Raw genomic sequence first — 22,594 nt, 5'->3', positions numbered from 1 at the left:
TTGTGAAACGCTTATTAACGCTTCTGCTGAACTCCCCATTGAGTCCTTTTAAAAATGAATGGCACGATTATCTACTGCTAACGCAGATTCCACTAATACTTCATTTAATGAAGGATGCGGATGAATTGCTTGACTGATTTCCCATGGTGTAGCATCTAATAACTTTGCAAGTGACGCTTCCCCAATTAAATCTGTCACATGTGGTCCTACCATATGGATGCCCAAAATATCATTTGTTTGAACATCCGCTACAATTTTCACAAACCCTTCTGTTTCACCATTCACTAAAGCCTTTCCAATCGCTTTGAATGGGAAATTGCCGATTTTCAATGTAAATCCTTGCTCCTTAGCATCTTTTTCAGTTAAACCGATACTTGCCACTTCAGGATACGAGTATACACATTTTGGGACTCTCAACGGATCTAACACACCTATTTTTCCTGTCGCTATATGTTCAATTGCTGACAGGCCTTCATGTGAAGCAACATGTGCAAGCTGTAACCCACCAATAACGTCACCAATCGCATACATATGTGACTCTTTCGTTTGGTATGTGTCTTGCACTTTGATAAAACCATTTTCTACTTCTATCTCTGTGTTTTCTAAACCAATACCTTTAGTATTCGCTTCTCGCCCTACACAAAGCAGTAGTTTATCTGCCTCAAACTGCTCTTCGATTTCTTCAACTTGCGCAGAAATGAAAACGCTATCATTTTTTATATCAAATGTATCAACTTTTAACTTGGCATTCGTCACAATGCGTACGCCTCTTTTTTCAAGTTGCTTCGTTAATTCTTTTACAACATCCATATCTTCAGCTGGTAAAATAGTTGGACCGAATTCTATAACTGTTACGTAAACACCAAAATCACAAAGCATTGAAGCCCATTCAATTCCAATTACGCCGCCTCCAACGATTAGTAGAGACTTTGGCAATGTTTCCATCATCAGTGCATGATCTGAATTCATGACGTAGTTTCCATCAACCGTTAGCCCTTCGATTCCCCTCGGCTTAGAGCCTGTAGCTATAACGACATTCGTTGGTAATAACATTTCATTTTCGTCACCATTACGAAGTTCTACAGAAACAGTGCCTGGCATTGGTGAAAAGATGGAAGGACCTAAAACACGCCCATATCCCTCATATACATCTATTTTCCCTTTTTTCATTAAGGTATTCACACCTTGACTAAGCTGTTCAACAATTGCTTGTTTTCTCGCTTGTACTTTATCAAATTGTAATGTTACCCCTTCAATTTCAACACCAAAGTCACTCGCTGTTTTATTGGCCATTCTGTAAACTTCCGCACTCCGCAAAAGTGCTTTACTAGGAATACAACCTTTGTGTAAACATGTACCGCCAAGCTTCTCGTTTTCGACGATCGCAGTCTTAAGACCTAATTGTGCCGCTCGGATAGCTGCCACGTAACCACCTGTACCGCCACCAATAATGACCACATCATAATTTTGAGCCATTCCCAATTCCCCCTTCTATCTCTAAAGAGGAGAGGTCGTTCAAACGACTTCTCATGACTTTTTAGTTAACATTAACGACCATGAAGAATATTTTTTTCATTTTTTAAAAACTGACTACGCGATTTTGCCACACGTGCGATACGGTCTTCTGCTAATCGATTGGCCGCAATATACGTCGGGATGTGGTCACGTCTTGAAATAGCAAAGATTTTTTCGATGCTATCATAAATACCCTCAACACGCTTCATCGCACGATCTTTATTATAGCCATACAGTTCATCCGCCACGTTTATAACCCCCCCTGCATTAATCACATAATCTGGTGCATAGACGATGCCAAGTTCATGCAATTGATCGCCATGACGAGATTCCTGTAATTGGTTATTAGCAGAACCAGCAATGACTTTAGCCCTTAACTGCGGGATTGTGTCATCATTTAATATCGAGCCAAGTGCACATGGTGAGAAAATATCAACATCTTGTGCATATATTTCATCGGGTGCAACAGCTATCGCTCCGAAATCGTTCACTACCCGATCAATCGCCGCTTGGTTAATATCTGTAACAATCAGCTTTGCACCCTCATTATGTAGATACTCGCAAAGCTTATATGCCACATTTCCGAGCCCTTGAACGGATACTGTACGCCCTTCTAATATATCTGTACCAAATGCTTCTTTTGCGGCAGCCTTCATTCCACGATATACACCAAATGCAGTGACAGGAGATGGATTACCCGATGAACCAAAGGCAGGTGAAATGCCTGTGACATAATTTGTTTCCTCGTGGATTAAATCCATATCTGAAACAGTTGTACCAACGTCTTCTGCTGTAATATAGCGCCCGTTCAAGCCTTGAATAAATCGCCCTAATGCACGAAACATTTCTTCATTTTTATCAGTAAATGGATCACCAATTATTACTGTTTTACCTCCACCAAGATTTAAGCCTGCTGCTGCGTTTTTATACGTCATACCTCGCGCTAAACGTAGTGCATCTTCGATTGCATTTTCCTCGGTAGCATATGTCCACATACGTGCACCACCAAGTGCAGGACCTAGCGTAGTATCATGGATCGCGATAATCGCTTTTAACCCTGACGCTGCATCTTGACAAAACACCACTTGTTCATAGTCATACTTTTCCATATACTTGAAGATTTCCATAAAAACTCGCCCCTTTGCTTTAGAAAGTGTATTTTGCAATCCCTTTCCTTTTTGTGAAGAAAACTTGTAAAAAAAACTACTAAATGGATAATAATCTTCCATTTAATTTTACAATACTGACTATTTCACATTTTCGCAACATTTATTACTCTTTCTCTATTAAGTTGTAATTTTCTAAAAATTCAGTAGATTTTTTATTATTCTATTCCCTATTTTCAATATATATCGCCCTTCAATTGTCGTGTCATTTCTTGACATTCCCTCACCCACAGGTACAATTAGGAATAGGTATGAGGAGGGACATGCATGGCTCGTTTTGCTGCATTCATCGTAATGCTTATTCCAGGTCTGATGGCCGCAGGTGGCATTAAATTTATGCGTGATACATTGTTTGGTAAGCTCATCTCACCTTTCCCGTTTTTATGGCTACAATTTGTTGTTGGCATCTTCTTCTTCGTTGTCGGCTTTGGCTTTTTCGCAGGTTTCTTATTACATCGCGATCGAAAAAAAGGAAAAGTGGCTCCGCGCTTCCAAAAAAAATAAAAATAGCTATCTACTAAGACAGAACTGTCTTAGTAGATAGCTATTTTATATTTATAAAGATATTAATTAATAGTATTAGTTCGTTTTTGTTCTTTGATAACTTTATCCGGAAAATCTGTAATCCAACCAATAACGATAGGGTGAGGATTTACGATAAACCTTTCACTACTATCGATTGCATAAAAGCGACATTTTTTTTCACTCGCAACACATGCCTCCAAATAGCGAGGCTTATAATATTTTTTATGGGCATGCACACTATCTATTGCTTGATAATCCCTTAACAAATCCCAATTCAACTTTTTCGTTGCGATTAAAGCTGTTTCATATTGCGGCGCTTGTTGCTTCACAAGTTTCAGCAATTCGTAATGAAAGGATGAAAAATGACTACCCGCTGGTAATTGCAAGCCTTTTAGCATACGAAGAAGTGCATCTGTATTTTCTAATATCGTTGATTTCAACTCAATATTCAGCGGCATTTGATACTGATTTGCCCATACTAAAACTTCTTCAAAAGTTGAAATTTTGTATGAGGAAAAAAGCCGTTTCCAAGGTTTACCTAACTTAAAGCGTTGCAATTGCTCAAGACTACATTCATTCACAAGCTTATTACTACCCGCTAACCGTGATAGCTGCGGATCATGATACACAACTGGGATCCCGTCTTTCGATAGTTGAATATCTAATTCAATACCGTCTGCCCCTAGTTCCCTCGCTTTTTCAAACGCTTTGAAACTATTCTCAAGTGCATGAGCAGAAGCCCCTCGATGCGCAAAAACAGGTACGTAGTCATCACTACACATTTAATTCGCCAAACTCTAGCAAAAATTTACCGTTAGTCATTTTACTTAATAAAGATGATTTTTTACCAATTTGAATATAAGTGCCTGGATGTGCTTCTTTCGTCACCGTAATTTCTTCTTTTCCTGCATGACGTAATTCGTCCATCATTAACTTAATCTCGCGATCCACAGTAACCGCTTCTGCTTTCAATTTAGACAAAGCTTGCTTCGTTTCTTCAAACGCCGCCACTTGCTGTGTATTCATTTGCTTAATCATCGGTAATAGACTTTTTATCTTATCTTCGTATCCTGTTATTTCAGTTTGTAATTCCTTTAACTGTACAGCCTTCTCTTGCATTTTAGCGTAGCTTTCCTGCTTGTTGACGCTTTCAATAATTAAATCTGTTCTACGCTCTAGACGATTTCCAGAAATAGCTGTGACAATTGAGCTTTTTGCTACTGCTCGCCCACCGATAATCTTACCTTTTCGTTCATCCACAAAAATCGAATGTGCTTCTAACTGAGAACCTAATGCATAAAAACCAATGTGAATACTTTCATTTGCTACTAAGTTAGCTTCATTCACGTGCTTCACAAAAATATTTCCACCAGCCTCTACAAGCGTTGAGCCTAGACCAAAAATTCCACCTCGAATAAAGACATCTCCTTCAATTGACTTAATAAGCTTAGCACCGCTAACTCCTTCAGCTCCATCAATCGAAATATCTCCTGTCGCAATGACTGTATATCCAGCAGTTACAGTACCTCTAATACTTAAAGAGCCATTAAACTCTAAATTTCCAGTTTCTACACCTACATCTCCATGAATAGGTAAATGTCGATTTACACCAATCATGCCTTTTACATCATCTAAAACCCCGGCAATCTTTGAGCGAATAACAATTTTACCCTCTTCTTCAACTTCATAGGCAGATTTTTTATCATAACGAATTGGTAAGTCTCGACCTGATACTGCCGGAATACTTTCACCTAATATGTTTTTCCCCGGTTCACCTGCAGTAGCAGGAATTTTCTCGCCAAGCCAAGATCCTTCAGATATTTCTGATATGAAATTCATATCAAAGTAATCCGCTTTTCCATCCTCTCGAATGACAGGTTTTCTCTCAGGCTTCGGTAAGTATGTAATTTGTGCATCTGCGCCTGCTTTTGGCGGCGTGCCTTTTGCAATTAAAAATGCCTTTCCTGGTTCTATCGTTGAAATATCAAAATCCAAAATACCTTCAACAATATTGTTATCAGCCAGTGCCTCCAGAACTTGTTGTTTCAGCTGATCCTTGTTTTTTTGAATATAATCCATTGTTTCATATATAAATACAGAGGCAGACATTTTGTCTCGCGAAATTTCAGCTTCTACATTCGGAAGCCATCGTCCAATCTCAACTGGACTTACGCTCTCTGTTGTTAATACGTTTTTTAAAATAGAAAAATTGGATAATTTTAAACGGGGATGACTTCGTAAAATTCCATCGAAATCTTTTAAAGGAAAGCCGGCACTAAATGTAACAATAAAAACTTTTCCATTATCTTCAGTTATTTCAAAATTATCATTTCGAACTAAAATCACGTTACCTCCTCCTTCCCACTATTATGTAATAAGTATATACAATCTATTATCATTTGTTTAGAGACATTTGACCCTATGGACAAGGAAAATACTCCTATTTATATGTAGATTATCATATTTAATTTATATTTTTGCAGTTTTCCCTATAATTATGTTTAATATGTCATTCATTTTTATTATACAGGCTACTACTTAATACTAGTTTGTTTTTTTTGTGAAAAATCAAAAAAGATTGCTAAGTATTTCTTGCACCAGATAGTTCTCCATTTTCATAGAAGGTAATAGTATATTTTTCCTATACACCGGAAAAATCATCTTAAAATGGGCCATCCTCTTTACTTGGACAACCCATCGTCATTTAATATTGAAGTTTTGGCTTATCGATTTTAATAATTGACGAAGCAATTACGACAAATCCAAGCATCAAGATAAAGATTAAATCGAGGAAGCCCGTATGCATCGACACAGTAAACACTGTAATAACAAACGCATAGGCAACTGCGTGAAAACTGCGAATACCAGCTCGTTTTACTTTATTATAGATTAGAGAAATTAATGCACCATATAATAAGAAGCCAATCGCTACTAATAAATAGCCTCCATCAAGGAATAGTTGACCAATAAATGTGGGTGTTGTGGTTCTTGTTGGACGTGTAATCCATTTACCTTTCTCAGCACCTATAGAATTTACAACCTCCGTTACCCGCATACGTGGCGAAGTTTGTTCTCCTGGTAATACGGTATTGAAAATGCCACGGTGAATTTCACCCTTCAAGTAATCTTCTTCCTTTGTATACTCTATAATGGTGCTTAACACAATATGACCTGTTACACTTTCCTGGTTTATTGCACGAATCCACTTCGGTGTTAAATTTACCTTTTGCTCAGCAGTTAATAGCTTTGCTTTTTCCTCAATTGTCAAATCCACATTTGGTTGCTCACGCGAATTAGACTCGATCGTTAAATCTTCTGTAAGGACACGTATGAAGCCGAACATCGAAAATGCTACAGCAATAATGAATAATGCGGATAGGAACCAAGTCAATTTTACTCGTTTTACAACGTAGTGGAAAATAATAATACCCGTAAATAGCATAATAATTAATGGCGTACGATATCCATTTAATAAAAATAAGAACATTACTGCAGCGAAAATCAGGCCATAGACGAATGCTTTTTTTAAGGTCATTTTCTCTTCCAAAATCATTTTATAAGAAAGCAATAATAACACGCCAAACCATAATAATTGGCTAAAGAAGTATAACTTTGGACTAAGATTTCGGCGATTCGATTCATCAGAAATACCTAATCCTCCGCTAAATAGGATCATTAAAAAGCTGGCTAATCCAAGTAATGTTAGGAATACAACAAAGTGAACCACGTATTTCCCCCAAAACGACAATCCAAATGATGGAATTATCCATTTTAATTTATCAATAATATACACACCTATGTAATAGCATACTAGTGCTAAAATAACAGCCGGCCAAATCGACTCACTTATTCTAAATTGCTCAAACCGATGGAAATCAAACAAACTTACGAAAAAATAAAGTATTAATATAAAAGGTAAAAAGAAGTATGGTGAAAACATATCAATTCTATTAGCCTTTGATAAAATTTCTTTCAAATTATTCATACATGTCTTACACCTTATTAGATGTTTTTGCCCTCCCCTATAGTAAATTGATAATTGCCTAACAAACGCGCTTCCTCTCCCATATTTTTCAATACATACAATTGCAATTATAGCATGAATACGACAAATTACACCTAATTTATCCCATTTAAAATGTTAGTTACCAAAATTAGGTCGTATTTCCGTTCCAACTGACGCTTTCCAGGGAACGTCCGATAAGCCAGCTTCGCACAGACAATTGTCACAGGAAGTGACGCAATATATATAAGAATAAAGAACTTTAATCAAATGACATTCGCATACTTTTGGCGATTAACTCGCCTGAAATATATATTTCAATTAAAGTTATATTGGTATTAAATTTGATATCACTAAAATAAAAAACTTAGAAAAACCTATGAAAATAGGCTCTCCAAGCTTTTTAGAGTTGTTATTTAATTATTCCCACTCAATCCTTACTAGTGGTTCATACATTACTTGGTTTAAGTGTTATACCTCGTTTACAAAGCGTATAGAGATTTTTCTATTAAGTCACATGGTAAACGTGATCAGTCAAAACTCGTCTCGACGATAGATGTGACACCGCTTATGTCTATTAAGTACAAGCCAGCCATCTTACATACACATTATTTCTCTACTCGACTCTGTAATAACTGGATCCTTTTTTCTAATTTTTGTTTCCAATCCTCCGCTAATGCATCTACTGCCTGAATGCGTTTCATCGCGAGTGCGTCATTGTTTTTAAAATACACTTCATTACAATGCAAAACCGATATACGTGCAGGATGTCTTTCTATTAATTCAATTCTCGAATCTGCACGGATTGTTCCCTCATTTAGCACGCGCGCAAGGAAGCCCGTATAACCTGTTTCAATTAAGCGTTTAAGCAATGTGTTTGCCTCAGTATATTTATCAATCGTACTACATGGCACACGTCCTTGCGTAATTTGAATGATGGCATCACCAATTTTATAAGTATCTCCAATACAAACATCCGCTTCCATCATATTCGTTACTGTTAAGTTTTCACCGAATGCTGCTGTTGGCAACGTTTTACCCAGTTCCTTTTCCCATTGTATGTAATGCTCCGCAGGATATAAACAAACAGCGCGGTCAGGTCCACCATGGTGTTTTTTATCTGCTACATCGTCCCCCTCAAAACCACGAGTCGCCAAATAAACTTCGTGTACTTCTCGTTTATCAATCCCTGTAATCATTGATCGCCCGTTACTATAGTGCAATTCTTTCGGCATACCAACAGCTAGTGTATGTATAGTCGCTATATTTTTCTCCATTTTAATCCTCCTCAATTAAGCAATAGCATAATCCTTTGCATTTATTTAGTTTACTACAGACAATGATTTGTCAGCAATTGGTTTTAAAAGTAGAAGGTTCGTAATGCTATTCCAACTCAAGTTCCTTCTTTATAAGTAAATTTTAAAGAACGTTTCAGTTTGTTCATATAAACTCCAGGTCTTTGCAACAAATGTTTAGCCTTATAATGCAACATAAAGGAATCATACTCTCTTTTGAACACAAAAAAGACACCCTCTCACTTTTGATTTTCTAGGAAACCAATAAATGAAGGCGTGTCAAAATTAACACGTTTGTATTTTGTTAATTATAGGTTTTAAAAATTAGGTGATTACTTTATAAATCGAATTGACTAGCAACTATAACTAGTATAAACGCTGATATATCTAAACTTAGCTCGCCATCATATCAATACGAATCTTGTCTGCGATCATGGCGATGAACTCTGAATTTGTCGGCTTCGACTTTAAGTGATGCACTGTATAGCCAAACATCGACGAAATCGATTCGTAATTGCCACGATTCCATGCAACCTCAATCGCATGACGTATCGCACGTTCTACACGAGATGGTGTCGTATTGAATTTTTTTGCGATTTCTGGATATAAGATTTTTGTCACTGAGCCCAATAACTCAATATCCTCATAGACCATCTGAATCGCTTCACGTAAATACGAATAGCCTTTAATATGTGCAGGAACGCCGATTTCTTTAATAATGGCTGTTATTGTACTGTCTAACTGATGTTGATTTAATTTTTGAGGTGCAGCAGGTTGTAATATACTTGCCTTTTTCGGCAATGTTGCTTTTTGACCAGCACAATGTAAAATCTTTTGGACCAGTTGATCGAATTCAAAAGGCTTGAGCATAAAATATGAAGCGCCTAAATCAACAGCTTGTTTCATTACATCTTCCTGACCAAATGCTGTTAACATAATTACTTGAATTGCTGACATTTTTTCATTTTGATACATTGCCTCTAAAACAGCTAAACCATCAAGATGCGGCATGATAATATCAAGTAATAAAACATCTGGTGAATACTCTTCCAGCATTTGAATACAAACTTTCCCGTTTGAAGCTGTTGCGATTACTTCTATTTCATGGTGATTTTGAAAGTATAACTCCATAGTTTTCAATAATTCACGATTATCATCTGCGATTGCCACTTTCACTTTTGACATTGCAATTCCTCCTTTTGAATTTCGCTTTGAAATTTCTGTCAAAGCATCGAACTATTTCTCCCTTTTATGTTTTTTAGACACACTTTGGAATTTTCGACATTTTTGATCAAATTCCTTTTTTGTTTCTAAAAATGAGTATGTAGTCTGAGATATTCTTTGTAAATCGACAATTAACTGTATTTTCCAACAATTTATCGATTGTCGTTATTTCTATTGTAGATAAAACTACTAGATAAAACTACTCTTTTTCACAAAGAGTTGATAATATCTGCTTAAATATGTATCAAAAAACTAATGAGGGAGATAATATATTGTATAAAATATTAGTGGATGTGTTAAAAATGGATCATCCACTTTTAACACATCCTTCTATTTTACATATCCATTACGCACTATACAAATTTCACTTGAATTCGCCCATTAGCTAAGATGATTTGTCTAACATCTCTTCCACTGTAATAGCCGCACCCTTTTTCGGCTCTTCTACAAACATATGTGTAACAGCGCCTACAAAACGACCCTCTTGAATAATTGGGCTACCGCTCATACCTTGTAAAATCCCACCGGTTTTTTCAATAAGCCTTTCATCAGATACAATGAATTCAAGTCGTTCATTTTCAATTTTTGTAATATTGATGGTAAACGTCTCCACTTTACTACCCTCGATTGCCGTATAAATTTCAGCTTTCCCAATTTTTATATCTTTTTCGTGCATAATTTCAATCGCTTTGGGCAATCTTTTTTGATAACCAACTTCCCATCGGCCAAAAATACCATAGACTGTATTCTTATCGATACTGCCTAAACGTGTTTGTTGATTTTCAATGGATGAAATTTTATAACCTGGTTGTCCTGGCGTACTTTTACGGATTTGATGGATGGAAGCTAAAAAAATTGAGCCATCGTGAAAAATAGGGGCTTTTTGTATGGAAGAGTCTACAATTTGATGTCCAAGTGCGCCGTAATTTTGTGTCTCTGGATCAATATATGTCAGTGTGCCTATACCATCTGTTTCATCTTTCAAAAAAGAAATTACATTATCTGCCTCATTCTCTTGTAGTTCTAAAATTTGCTGTTTACCTTCACTTTGAATAGTCCACTGCTGCTGACCGCTATTCTGTATGGCCTGATGTGCATCCGCGAGCGTCTTAACAGATACATTGTTTATTTTTTCAACGACAGTACCGCCTTTCACCCATTTGTTGGAGGATAGCAGTACGTCATGTGCTACGAATACATGTGATAATTGAAGCTGTATTCCAATGGATTCACCCATTGGAATAAGTTTTTTTGCTGCTAATGCTTGAATAGGCATAAATAACAAAACAATGAGCATGGGCAGTGTGACAAATTGACGCCAATGACGATTCATATGACACCTCCTTTTCAATATTGTCTTGTTACTATGTGTTGTTGTCTCATTCTTATAAGCGGTAAATATTTGTGTAAAATGAAAAAAGCCTAGAAACACTTCATCCTGTTTCTAGACTTCTTCTTAAATTAACGCATCTTACTTTTTCTCTCATTTGCCATATTTAAAAGTTCAGTTGCATGTTGTAAGGTTAATTCGGTGATTTCTGCACCAGACATCATACGACTCACTTCTTCAATGCGCGCTTTTGTATCAATTTCTGCAAGTGACGTAAACGTACGATCGTGTTCGACTTCTTTTTTTATAAAATAATGATGATCTGCCATCGCCGCAACTTGTGGTAAATGTGAAATACATAATACTTGCGAATTTATGGAGATTGCCGCAATTTTTTCTGCAATTGCTTGTGCCACTCTACCGCTCACACCTGTATCCACTTCATCAAAAATAATGGATGTTACACCGTTTGATGAAGAAAATATTGTTTTTAAAGCAAGCATCATACGCGATAATTCTCCACCAGATGCAATTTTCGGTAAAGACTTTGGTGGCTCACCTACATTTGTCGAAATATAGAAAACAACTTGATCCTTACCATTTATATCAAAGGTCGGCAACAAATCAAAATTCACGATAAACTTTGCTTTTTCCATATGTAATTCACGCAGTTCTGCCATAATCGCTTCACTCAGCTGGATTGCAGCCTCTTTACGCACAGCTGATAACTGTTCTGCTAAGTCCGTTAAAACTGCTTCCATTTCAAGCACTTTGCGCTCTTTTACTTGCAAGATTTCATCACGGTTTAATAATTCATTTAGCTCTGTTTTAATTTTTTCATGATAAGCTAAAATTTCTTTAACCGTCGAACCATATTTACGTTTTAAATTTTGTATTAAGGCCAAACGCTGTTCAACTTCATTTAAACGAGCTGGATCGAATTCCAATTCATCGAGAATATTTTTGATTTGATACGCAGCATCTTGCAGTGCATAAAATGCGGAAGTCACCGCTTCAGAGGATTCCTTAAAATGCTCATCAATAGCGGCCGCATCATCTAATGCACCCATAGCATTGCCGATACAGTCTAAACCTCTAGAATCACCTTGAATTGCTTCATAAGCCGTACTTGATCGCTCAAAAATTTTATTAAAATTCATGAGACGACGGCGTTCATCAAGTAAATCATCTTCTTCACTAATACTAATATTCGCATCATCAAGCTCTTTTATTTGAAATTGATATAAATCAATGCGTTGTGCCATTAATTGCTCATCAATTGAAATTGAAGCTAGTACCTTTCGCAGTGCACGGTACGCCTCAAAATTTTCACTATATTTTTCTTGAATTGGTGCTAGTCGCTCTGCCGCAAATTGATTGAGCAAGTCTATATGCTGCTTTTCATCCATCAATTCTTGGTTTTCATGCTGCCCATGAATATCAATAAGACTTGAACCAATATCACGCAAAACCGAAAGTGGGACAAGCTTGCCGTTAACACGGCATACACTTTTTCCAGAATCATTTAAATCACGGCGTAAAATAATCGTGTCTTCTTCCACTTCAATGCCTGCTTCATCCAACTTTTTATAAATCGGATGTTCATCAGAAGAAATGTGGAACAGTCCTCCGATTTCTGCTTTCTTTGCTCCGTGTCGGATAAATTCTGAATTCCCACGGCCACCTGCTAGTAAATGCACAGCATCAATAATGATGGATTTTCCAGCACCTGTTTCTCCCGTTAAAACTGTTAAACCATCAGAAAAGCTCACCGTTAAATCTTCGATGATGGCAAAGTTTCGAATACTAAGTTCTCTTAACACAAATTGTCACCTCTGTATCAAATTCACCTTGCTATACATCTCGTTTATAACATTTCCAATAATCGATTTTTGGTATTTTCTCGTTCGTTTTCGTCACGGCAAATAATTAAAATCGTATCATCTCCAGAAATTGTTCCTAAAATTTCTGGCCAATCTAAATGATCTAGTAATGAGGCAATGGCATTTGCATTACCAGGTAAAGCTTTCATGACAAGAAAGTGAGATGCACCGTCAATACTGATAAAAGCATCCGCAAGTGCACGATGTAACTTTTGCACAGGATTAAAACGTTGATCTGCCGGTAAACTATACTTATAACGACCATCTTGTAATGGCACTTTCACTAAATGTAATTCTTTAATATCTCGTGACACTGTTGCTTGCGTTACGTTGTATCCAGCTTCTTTTAGGAAATCGACTAAGTCGTCTTGGGTCTCTATTTCATGATTAGCAATAATATCTCGAATTCGAATATGTCGTTGACTTTTATTCATATCTGTCACCTCTTATAAATAGTTAAATATTTGTATATTTACACTAACATTTCACACGCAAAAGCACAAGAAAAAACACGGCTCGGATGCCCGAGCACGTGCTATTTTAGAGTGCTATGTGCTTCTTCAACGAGTGCATTAAAAGCTGTATATGCAGGAATGACTTCTCCGTCTTTAGGATTCACTAAATGGAATAAAAATTCAATATTCCCTTCGCCACCTGTTATTGGAGAATATGATGCATCTTTGACAACAAAACCGACTGCTGTTGCCATCTTAGCTGTTTTTTCAAGAACTTCCAAATGTACTTTTTTATCGCGGACAATACCTTTTTTACCGACATTTTCTTTACCCGCTTCAAATTGAGGCTTTACTAAAGCCATGACATCTCCACCTGGCATTAACACAGTTTTTAATACAGGTAAAATAAGAGATAGCGAGATAAAACTCACATCAATTGTCGCAAATTCTGGCAAGCCTTCCGTTAAATCAGCTGCTGTCGTATAGCGGAAATTAGTTTTTTCCATCACTGTTACACGCTCATCTGAACGGATCTTCCATGCAAGTTGATTGGAACCTACATCTAAGGCATAGCAATGTCTTGCGCCATTTTGTAGCGCACAATCTGTAAAGCCTCCTGTAGATGAGCCAATATCAAGCATAAGTTTGCCGTCTACAGACATATCAAAAATTTGTAGCGCTTTTTCTAATTTCAAGCCGCCACGACTTACATATTTTAAATCGGATCCTTTTACTTGTAGTGGCGCGTCAATCGCAATTTTTTCGCCTGCTTTGTCAATGCGAATCTCATTGGAAAAGACGAGCCCTGCCATAATGGAGCGCTTCGCCTTTTCACGAGTTTCACATAAACCGCGTTCTACAAGTAAAATATCTACTCGTTCTTTCGGTTGTTTTGTCATTGTAATTTCGAACCTACTTGCTGTTTATGTTGTAATAGTGCGTGAATACGCGCTACTGTTTCTTCTGCTGTTACGTGAATTTCATCTAATAATTGATCAACATTACCATGCTCAATAAATTGATCTGGTATACCTATACGATCAATTAAAGCATTTTGGTAACCATGATCATGTGCAAACTCTAACACACCACTGCCAAAACCACCTTGAAGAACTGCTTCTTCAATTGTTAGAATCGGCTTACGATTTGATAGAATACGATGTAACATTTCTTCATCCATCGGTTTAATAAAGCGAGCATTCACTACTTCAACCTCTACACCTTGTAGTGCTAAAGATGTTGCTGCTTCTATTGCCATTGGAATCGTTGTACCAAATGTTAAAATCGTCGCATCTTTTCCTTCTCGAAGTACTTCCCAGCTACCGATTGGTAATACCTTCAACTCATCATCCAGTGGCACACCAATGCCGTTGCCACGAGGATAACGAAGTGCAATCGGACCACCCTCATAGTCAATAGCTGTCTTAACCATATGTTGACCTTCATTTTCATCTTTTGGCATCATGATCGTCATATTCGGAATGTGACGTAAAAAGGCAATATCGAACACACCTTGATGTGTCTCACCGTCTGCACCAACTAGGCCAGCACGGTCAATCCCAATAAACACATTTAAGTTTGGACGTGCAATATCATGTAGCACTTGGTCATATGCGCGTTGCAAGAACGTTGAATAAATCGCAAGGAACGGCTTCATCTTTTGCGTAGCAAGCCCTGCTGCCATTGTTGCTGCATGTTGCTCTGCAATCCCGACATCAAAGAAACGATGCGGGAAATCTTGTTGAATCCCTTGTAACTTTGAACCAACAGGCATGGCTGGTGTAATTGTCACAACACGTTCATCTTCATGTGAGATTTTACGTACTGTTTCAGCAATCAAGCTACTCCAGGCAGGACCTTTCGTCTCTGATTTAACAAATGCACCTGTTTCCATTTTATAAGGACCAGTTCCATGCCAGTTTCCGATTGTATCATCCTCAGCTGGTTTGTAGCCCTTACCTTTTTTCGTAATAACATGAACTAGCACTGGGCCATTAACTTTTTTCGCATGCAATAAAGTTGTTTCAAGTGCTTCAAAATCATGTCCATCAATCGGTCCTAAGTATTTAAAGCCCAGTTCCTCAAAGAACACACCTGAAACCACTAAATATTTTAAGCTATCTTTTACACGCTCTGCTGTTGAAGCGAGCTTACCACCGAGTACAGGAATTTTGTTGATGAGTGATTCTAGTTCTTCTTTAGCTTTAGAATATTCTTTCGCTGTACGCAAACGACCTAAAACACTGTGTAATGCTCCAACATTTGGTGCAATTGACATTTCGTTATCGTTTAAAATCACAATCATATTTGTTTTTTCGTGTCCGATGTGATTTAACGCTTCAAGCGCCATCCCACCAGTTAGAGCACCGTCACCGATAATTGGTACAACGTAGTTTTTTTCTTTTTTTATATCACGTGCTGCAGCCATCCCCATGGCAGCTGACAAGGACGTCGAACTATGACCAGTTTCCCATTCGTCATGTTCACTCTCCACAAGCTTTGGAAAACCACAAAGCCCTTTGAACTGACGTAATGTATCAAATTGATTTGCGCGACCTGTCAAAATTTTATGCACGTAAGCTTGGTGGCCGACATCCCATAAAAACTTATCTTTTGGACTGTCAAACATCTTATGAAGCATAATAGTTAGCTCCACAACACCTAGGTTTGGCCCAATATGACCACCTGTGACAGAACATTTTTCGATTAAGAAAGAACGTATCTCTTTTGCAAGTTGTTCTAACTGTCTCTTATTTAAGTTTTTTAAAAAGGATGGACTAGAAATCTTATTTAAATCCACCTTTCTCACACACCTTTTCAATAAATTATTCACCGCAATCGTGTTTCCACTATTATAACAGTGTTATCGTTATGCTAAAAGTACGAACACTTTTGTTTGCTACTTTCGCAAACTTCCCTCACCTATTCTAGCATAACCCTAGCTTAAAAAGCCTTGTTTTTCTCTTAGTTTTTACGATGAACAATATACGCCGCAAATTCACGTAGTAAACTTGCATCAACTTCTAATTTGTCAAGTGCTGCTATGGCATAATTGTAATGCTCAGAAAGCTTTTCTTTAGCACCATCTAATGTAAGAAGTGCTGGGTATGTGCTTTTGTCGCTTGCAACGTCTTTCCCCGCAGTTTTTCCTAGCTCTTCTGATGTACCTTCAATATCCAAAATATCATCTTGAATTTGGAATGCTAGCCCGATATGATGCGCGTATTCAACTAGGATTACACGTTCTTCTGGAGACGCATCTGCTAATACTGCACCCGATTCAATACTAAAGCGAAGAAGCGCACCTGTTTTATTGACATGCACATGTTCAAGTTCTGTTAAGTTCAATTGACGTTTTTCACCTTCAATATCTAAAACTTGACCGCCTACCATGCCCTCAGCTCCAGCAGCCACGCTCAGTAGATTGACGAGCTCAATACGTTTTTCCGCGGAGAGATCCATACGTGCTAACACACCAAATGCGAATGTATTTAATGCATCTCCAGCAAGTATTGCAAGTGCATCTCCAAATACTTTATGGTTTGTTAATTTGCCACGGCGATAATCGTCATTATCCATACTTGGCAGATCATCGTGAATGAGTGAATATGTATGAATCATTTCAATCACTGCACCAACTATAAAAGCGTCTTGTTTGCCTTTTCCATAAAGTTCTGAGACAGCAAGTACAAATAGTGGACGAATGCGCTTTCCACCTGCTTCAAGTGAATAAAGCATCGATTTTTTCAAATCTGTAGGTGCCTCAATTTTTTCAACAAGTGCATACATCTTTTCTTCTACTTGTGGTGTATTCACTTCTATAAATTGCTTTAACTGTTCATTCATGAATTAATTCTCTCCCTTTAACGGATCAAAATCTTTCGTTTCTCCTGTCTCTTGTACAATGGAAATGAGTTGTTCTTCAGCATTCTGTAATTTGCTATGACAAAATTGCGATAATTCCATGCCTTGTTTATATAAATCAATCGCATTTTCTAAAGGTACATCGCCTTGCTCTAACTGACGAACAATCTCCTCTAATGCTGTCATCGCTTCTGCAAAAGTCTGTTGTTGTTTTGCCACGTCTATTCCCCCTCACTGTTCGGCTTTATTTCTTTTACTTCAGCTGTCACCTTTCCGTCATAAAAAGAAAGTGTCACGGTATCATTTAGCTTTAAATCCGCGGATGATTTTAGCACTTTATCGTCTTTATATGCTACTGTAAACCCTCTCGTCAAAATTGCAAGTGGGTTAAGTGCTTCAAGTGTTCTTACGGACGCTCCAAATTGTTGTTTTTGCTTTGCAACAAATTGCTCAGCAGCACGTGTTAATTGTAGCGTACTCACTTCGAGCTCTCTCCGGTGGAAGGCTAAAGCTTTTTTAGGAGAATGCTGCTGTATAGTTCCATGAAGCTTTTGTAGTTGGGATGATTTTTTCATCAAATCCACTTGCATTGCCTTTTGAAGCCCTGTATCTAGCTGGGCTAATTTTTCTGTAAACGGACGGTATAATCTTTCCGGCATCGATAATGGATACGACTGTTGTAGTTTACTTAGACGACTACGTTCTGTTGTAAGTTGCATACGTACGATTTGATGGAGTTGTGATTTTTGGGTCAAGACACGCTGAAACAATTCTTGTTGATCTGGTACAGCCATCTCCGCAGCTGCCGTAGGTGTAGGCGCACGTAAATCCGCGACAAAATCTGCAATTGTTGTGTCTGTTTCATGACCTACCGCACTGATAATCGGAATACGACTACTAAAAATCGCTCGAGCCACCGCTTCCTCATTAAACGCCCATAAATCTTCAATCGAACCACCACCACGTCCGACGATTAACACGTCACACTTAGCATCTCTATTTGCATTCTCGATGTTTTGTACAATGTTTGGTGTAGCTTGTGCACCTTGCACTAAAGTTGGATAAATTAAAATTTCAGCAAGCGGATATCGACGCTTTAAAGTCGTACAAATATCACGGATCGCTGCACCTGTTGTTGACGTTAATACACCAATTTTTTCAGGATACTTTGGAATCTGCTGTTTCCATTCTGGTTTAAAAAGACCTTCTTTTTGTAACAGTTCTTTTAGCTGATTAAATGCGACAAATAAGCTTCCGACACCATCTGGTTGCATTTCTTGCGCATACAATTGATAGGTTCCATAACCTTCGTAAACGTTTACATCCCCACGAATAAATACTTGCATGCCTTCCTTTGGTTCAAATGCCAGCTTTGTAGCCGCTGTTTTAAACATCGTAGCCGCAATACGAGCTCCGTCATCCTTTAGCGTAAAATAAATATGTCCTGACTGATGAAGTTTTACATTCGACAGTTCACCTTTAACATATACATCTCGCATATGCGGGTCGGCATCAAACTTTCGTTTTATATATTTCGTTAACGCTTTTACAGTTAAATAAGAAGCTGACGACATATTTTCCGGCTCCTTTTCTTATATCAAGTTTTCATCAAAACTATACATATCATAACATTTTTTGCTGAAAATGAAGTGTGAAAATGTTGATTTGCAGAAGATAAAAACATACTCGCCTGATTATTTTATCACACTCACCATACTTCTTCTGTAATACTTTAAATATTAATCACTATCTTGACAAATAGACATAACAATTAAAAGCCTCTTAACGAAAATGGCGTCAAGAGGCTTATTGTTTAATAAAATATTAGTAATAATGTCCCTACAATAAAGCAATAATACGTAAAGTAGATTAGCTTACCACTCTTCATGATCCCCATAAACCAGCGCATCGCAAAGTATGTCATGAATAATGTCACGATAAATGTCGCAGCATACGGAACAGCAAGTGCACCTTTATCTGGCTCACCTAAAAAGTCTGTTATCCCGAGCACAACACCCCCAAGACTTACAGGAATATAAAGCATAAATGAAAAGCGTAGTGCTGTTTCTCGCTTCATCCCAACTGCAATCGCTGAAATAATTGTTGCACCCGAACGGCTAATGCCTGGTGTTAACGCAACAGCTTGCCCTAACCCGACAAGAATGGCATCTTTTGCAGTTAAATCTTCATCACGCTTTGTACCACGCATATTTCGAATTAACCAAAGTGCAATCCCCGTCACAAACAGCATAATTGCAATTGTTGTCATACTAATATTTTCCGCAATGACGTCACTTAATAGCACACCTAACACACCTGCTGGTATTGAACCAATCACAATGAACAATACAAAGCGGAAATCGGCTCTATAGCGTCTTTGCTTCGTTGTTATATACTTGATCGAATGAGAAATTAAACGAAGGATATCCTCTCGGTATATATAGACTACTGCAAATAGGGATGCGGTATTCGTTAAAATAGCAAAGGTAAACCCTTGCTCCCCCATTCCAAGAATCTCACTGGCAATCATTACATGTCCACTTGAAGACACAGGAATCGGCTCTGTGAACCCTTGCACAAGTCCGATAATAATATATTTCAGTATGAGTATTACATCAAAGTTCTCCATTAAAAACCTCCATAGTAAGTATACGTATTTAGCTTTTCTTTAGACGCATTTGAAACTAAAAAGTTCACTTAGAAAAAGGGTATCTCAAAAGTAAATTGAGACACCCTTTTTCCTACTAAATTACATACATTTTATTGATTTGCAAGTTTGTTTTCAGCTGCTTGTACTGTATTGAATAGTAACATTGTAATCGTCATTGGTCCTACGCCACCTGGTACCGGTGTAATATGAGACGCAATGCCGTCTACATCTGCAAAGTTTACGTCGCCGCATAGCTTGTTGTTTTCATCACGGTTAATACCGACATCAATTACAACTGCTCCTTCTTTAACATGCTCCTTCGTAATGAAGTTTGCACGACCTACGGCTGCAATTAAAATATCCGCTTGTTTTGTGAATGAAGGTAAATCTGGTGTTTTTGAATGCGTATATGTCACTGTTGCATCTTTTTGTAATAGTAGTTGCCCCATTGGTTTACCAACGATATGACTACGACCAACGATGACTGCATGTTTTCCTGCGATTTCAATTCCTGAATATTCAAGAAGCTTCATCACACCAAACGGCGTACATGGTAAAAAAGTTTCTTGGCCAAGCATCATTTTTCCAACACTTACTGGCGAGAAGCCATCAACGTCTTTTTCAACAGCGATAGTAGCAATAACTGTGTCCTCGTCAATATGCTTTGGAAGTGGTAACTGAACTAAAATACCGTGAATGTCTTCACGCTTATTTAATAGTTCAATTTGTTCTAGTAGAGCTTCTTGTGTCGTTTCCTCTGGAAGCTTTATTAGCTCCGAAAACATATCAATTGCCTCACAAGATTTTTGCTTATTTCTTACGTATGTAGCTGAAGCTTGGTTATCCCCTACAAGCACTACTGCTAAACCAGGTGTTAACCCTTTCTCTTTTAAACTAGCAACGCGACCCGCTACTGAATTACGAATTTCTTGACCAATCACTTTACCATTAATAATTGCACTTGACATAAACTTTAGTTACTCCTTCCAATTTTCAACTCTCAAACATACCTCGACGTATGCTACAACTGTCACTTAGGAACAAATGCAACATACGCCGGACGGTAAACTTTAATCAGTATATTGATTAAAGGGATTATTGTTCTGTAAATTTAGAAAGTACGCCATTAACAAATTTAGACGACCCATCGTCCCCAAATGTTTTGCATAACTCGATTGCTTCGTTAAGTACTACTCTTTTTGGTGTCTCTTGCATGTATAAAAGTTCATATACAGCTAGACGTAAAACCGTTCTCTCGATTTTCGGCAAGCGGGCAAGTGACCACTTTTCTAAATGCTGCTCTAATGCCGCATCGATTTCCTCTAAATTTTCAGCTGTTCCTTTTACAATCTTTTCGTAAAAAGCGTTAGTTGGTTGGCCTTTAATGTGCTCCATTGCTTCTTCGACTGTTAGATCCGTATTGTCTAGCTGAAACAAAACTTGCAACGCTTTTTCGCGTGCTTCATGTCGTTTCATGTAAAGCTCTCCTTCATAAGTGGCATTAAGGTTTATAATAGCATAAAATCATGCAAGATACATGGTTTAACGCAAGTTTTCAATAATCTGAAACCTTTTTCAAGCAACTTAGTGCATGTTTATTCTAAAGTCAAAAACAAAAAGATAGCATTATTTCTTTGAATGCATGAATGGTATACTAAAAAATATCAAAATCTATCATACAGAGGTGTTTCTTTAGCATGATGAAATGAAATGTACCAATTAATTTCTACCTTAATGCAGTCATTTCTTACCTGGAGGCTTTTTAATTATGAAGGAACACTACCATACAATAGGGGAAGTTGCGAAATTATCGAACCTATCAGTACAAACACTTCGTTACTACGATCAAATTAATTTATTCAAACCATCTTACATTGATACATCGAGTAATTATCGCTATTACAAAGATGAACAGTTGTTTTATTTAGATATCATTAAATCATTAAAATATATTGGTATCCCTCTTGAGGACATTAAAAAGGCGCTGCTTCTAACACCTGAGGAACTACTGTTTTTTTTAGAGCAGCAAGAACAACGCATCGAGGAAAAAATCAATCGTTTAAACGAAGTAAAGTTCACACTATTAAAAACTAAGAAGCAGACACAAGAACAAATAGATATTCCTGTATTCGGTGAAGTTTACTCGCGAAACGAAGAAGAGATGCCCATATTACAAGTCCAAACAACTGAACTAACTCCAACATACATCCCAAACGCTTACTATAGTACACTTACGAAAATTTTAGAAAAAGAAGGAAGTGTACTCAATAGCCGTTACGGTTGCATTTATCAACTTGCGAACTACAACCATGTGGATGATATTAGATACGATGCTGTTTTCACCCCACTTTTAACAAATCGTACATTTTCAAAATTGTCCGCAGATGTACAGCAAACCATAGTACCTGCTGGAACATACTATTGCATTGCATTCATTTATGATCCTAAAACGTATTTTTCTTATTACGAAAAACTAAAGCATTATGTGGAATCTCGGGACTTTCCTGTTGAAAACAAAGTTTTTGAACTTTATATGCCAGCTACATTAGCAACCTCACAGGAAAAAGAGTTCATTGTTGAATTAAAAATCAGGAAAAAACAGTAAATATGAAATACATTCTCTTAATCTAAAACAATTCAATTGACTCTATAGTTACTATAGGGTTTATTTTATAAAATATGTT

Annotated in this window: 20 protein-coding genes; 2 read left to right on the top strand and 18 right to left on the bottom strand. The window is 37.4% G+C overall.

Annotation, left to right across the window (positions count from 1 at the left end):
* Window positions 1-48 precede the first annotated feature (48 nt).
* Window positions 49-1,476, bottom strand: a complete 1,428-nt coding sequence (gene lpdA, locus ACIQZG_RS09945; protein WP_402755025.1) for a dihydrolipoyl dehydrogenase — start codon at window positions 1,474-1,476, stop codon at window positions 49-51.
* A gap of 71 nt (window positions 1,477-1,547) precedes the next feature.
* Window positions 1,548-2,642, bottom strand: a complete 1,095-nt coding sequence (locus ACIQZG_RS09940; protein WP_402755024.1) for a Leu/Phe/Val dehydrogenase — start codon at window positions 2,640-2,642, stop codon at window positions 1,548-1,550.
* Window positions 2,643-2,948: 306 nt separating this feature from the next.
* Between ACIQZG_RS09940 and ACIQZG_RS09935 the strand changes: the two genes are divergently transcribed.
* Window positions 2,949-3,185: a DUF2627 family protein gene (locus ACIQZG_RS09935; RefSeq protein ID WP_402755023.1), complete on the top strand. Its 237-nt coding sequence runs from the start codon at window positions 2,949-2,951 to the stop codon at window positions 3,183-3,185.
* Window positions 3,186-3,247: 62 nt separating this feature from the next.
* On the opposite strand, the gene ACIQZG_RS09930 is transcribed toward ACIQZG_RS09935, so the two are convergent.
* The 16 genes from ACIQZG_RS09930 to nusB form a co-directional block, all read right to left on the bottom strand.
* Window positions 3,248-3,988: a glycerophosphodiester phosphodiesterase gene (locus tag ACIQZG_RS09930; RefSeq protein ID WP_402755022.1), complete on the bottom strand. Its 741-nt coding sequence runs from the start codon at window positions 3,986-3,988 to the stop codon at window positions 3,248-3,250.
* A complete protein-coding gene (locus tag ACIQZG_RS09925; protein WP_402755021.1) occupies window positions 3,981-5,552 on the bottom strand; it encodes a flagellar assembly protein A in 1,572 nt (523 codons plus the stop codon). The genes ACIQZG_RS09930 and ACIQZG_RS09925 overlap by 8 nt, the downstream gene beginning before the upstream one ends.
* Window positions 5,553-5,910: 358 nt before the next feature.
* Window positions 5,911-7,191 (bottom strand): oligosaccharide repeat unit polymerase, encoded by a 1,281-nt coding sequence (locus ACIQZG_RS09920; protein ID WP_402755020.1) that lies wholly within the window; start codon window positions 7,189-7,191, stop codon window positions 5,911-5,913.
* Between the two features lie 626 nt (window positions 7,192-7,817).
* Window positions 7,818-8,486 (bottom strand): MOSC domain-containing protein, encoded by a 669-nt coding sequence (locus ACIQZG_RS09915; protein WP_402755019.1) that lies wholly within the window; start codon window positions 8,484-8,486, stop codon window positions 7,818-7,820.
* Between the two features lie 411 nt (window positions 8,487-8,897).
* Complete coding sequence (gene spo0A, locus ACIQZG_RS09910; RefSeq protein WP_402755018.1) at window positions 8,898-9,689, bottom strand: sporulation transcription factor Spo0A; 792 nt, start codon at window positions 9,687-9,689, stop codon at window positions 8,898-8,900.
* Between the two features lie 424 nt (window positions 9,690-10,113).
* The gene (locus tag ACIQZG_RS09905; protein ID WP_402755017.1) at window positions 10,114-11,061 is read right to left on the bottom strand and encodes a SpoIVB peptidase S55 domain-containing protein; all 948 of its coding nucleotides are present in this window, start codon (window positions 11,059-11,061) and stop codon (window positions 10,114-10,116) included.
* A 128-nt stretch (window positions 11,062-11,189) separates the two neighbouring features.
* A complete protein-coding gene (gene recN, locus ACIQZG_RS09900; RefSeq protein WP_402755016.1) occupies window positions 11,190-12,881 on the bottom strand; it encodes a DNA repair protein RecN in 1,692 nt (563 codons plus the stop codon).
* Between the two features lie 44 nt (window positions 12,882-12,925).
* Window positions 12,926-13,375, bottom strand: coding sequence for a transcriptional regulator AhrC/ArgR (gene ahrC, locus ACIQZG_RS09895; protein WP_219361662.1), 450 nt, complete (start codon window positions 13,373-13,375; stop codon window positions 12,926-12,928).
* A gap of 101 nt (window positions 13,376-13,476) precedes the next feature.
* Window positions 13,477-14,295: a TlyA family RNA methyltransferase gene (locus tag ACIQZG_RS09890; RefSeq protein WP_402755015.1), complete on the bottom strand. Its 819-nt coding sequence runs from the start codon at window positions 14,293-14,295 to the stop codon at window positions 13,477-13,479.
* Complete coding sequence (dxs, locus tag ACIQZG_RS09885) at window positions 14,292-16,196, bottom strand: 1-deoxy-D-xylulose-5-phosphate synthase (RefSeq protein WP_402755014.1); 1,905 nt, start codon at window positions 16,194-16,196, stop codon at window positions 14,292-14,294. The genes ACIQZG_RS09890 and dxs overlap by 4 nt, the downstream gene beginning before the upstream one ends.
* A gap of 164 nt (window positions 16,197-16,360) precedes the next feature.
* Window positions 16,361-17,242 carry a polyprenyl synthetase family protein gene (locus ACIQZG_RS09880; RefSeq protein ID WP_402755013.1) on the bottom strand — a complete coding sequence of 294 codons (882 nt, stop codon included), beginning with the start codon at window positions 17,240-17,242 and terminating at the stop codon, window positions 16,361-16,363.
* A 3-nt stretch (window positions 17,243-17,245) separates the two neighbouring features.
* Complete coding sequence (xseB, locus tag ACIQZG_RS09875) at window positions 17,246-17,479, bottom strand: exodeoxyribonuclease VII small subunit (RefSeq protein WP_402755012.1); 234 nt, start codon at window positions 17,477-17,479, stop codon at window positions 17,246-17,248.
* 2 nt (window positions 17,480-17,481) lie between these two features.
* Window positions 17,482-18,834: an exodeoxyribonuclease VII large subunit gene (gene xseA / locus ACIQZG_RS09870; RefSeq protein ID WP_402755011.1), complete on the bottom strand. Its 1,353-nt coding sequence runs from the start codon at window positions 18,832-18,834 to the stop codon at window positions 17,482-17,484.
* A gap of 239 nt (window positions 18,835-19,073) precedes the next feature.
* On the bottom strand, window positions 19,074-19,889 hold the full coding sequence (locus ACIQZG_RS09865) for an undecaprenyl-diphosphate phosphatase (RefSeq protein WP_402755010.1): 816 nt from the start codon (window positions 19,887-19,889) through the stop codon (window positions 19,074-19,076).
* 131 nt (window positions 19,890-20,020) lie between these two features.
* The gene (folD, locus tag ACIQZG_RS09860) at window positions 20,021-20,878 is read right to left on the bottom strand and encodes a bifunctional methylenetetrahydrofolate dehydrogenase/methenyltetrahydrofolate cyclohydrolase FolD (protein ID WP_402755009.1); all 858 of its coding nucleotides are present in this window, start codon (window positions 20,876-20,878) and stop codon (window positions 20,021-20,023) included.
* A 127-nt stretch (window positions 20,879-21,005) separates the two neighbouring features.
* The gene (gene nusB, locus ACIQZG_RS09855) at window positions 21,006-21,386 is read right to left on the bottom strand and encodes a transcription antitermination factor NusB (protein ID WP_402755008.1); all 381 of its coding nucleotides are present in this window, start codon (window positions 21,384-21,386) and stop codon (window positions 21,006-21,008) included.
* A gap of 292 nt (window positions 21,387-21,678) precedes the next feature.
* On the opposite strand from nusB, the gene ACIQZG_RS09850 reads away from it, so the two are divergent.
* Window positions 21,679-22,515, top strand: a complete 837-nt coding sequence (locus ACIQZG_RS09850) for a MerR family transcriptional regulator (protein ID WP_402755007.1) — start codon at window positions 21,679-21,681, stop codon at window positions 22,513-22,515.
* Window positions 22,516-22,594 lie beyond the last annotated feature (79 nt).

It is taken from the genome of Lysinibacillus sp. NPDC096418 (assembly GCF_044762775.1).
In the GTDB taxonomy this organism is placed as follows: domain Bacteria; phylum Bacillota; class Bacilli; order Bacillales_A; family Planococcaceae; genus Lysinibacillus.
This window is presented reverse-complemented; position numbering and strand designations above follow the sequence as displayed.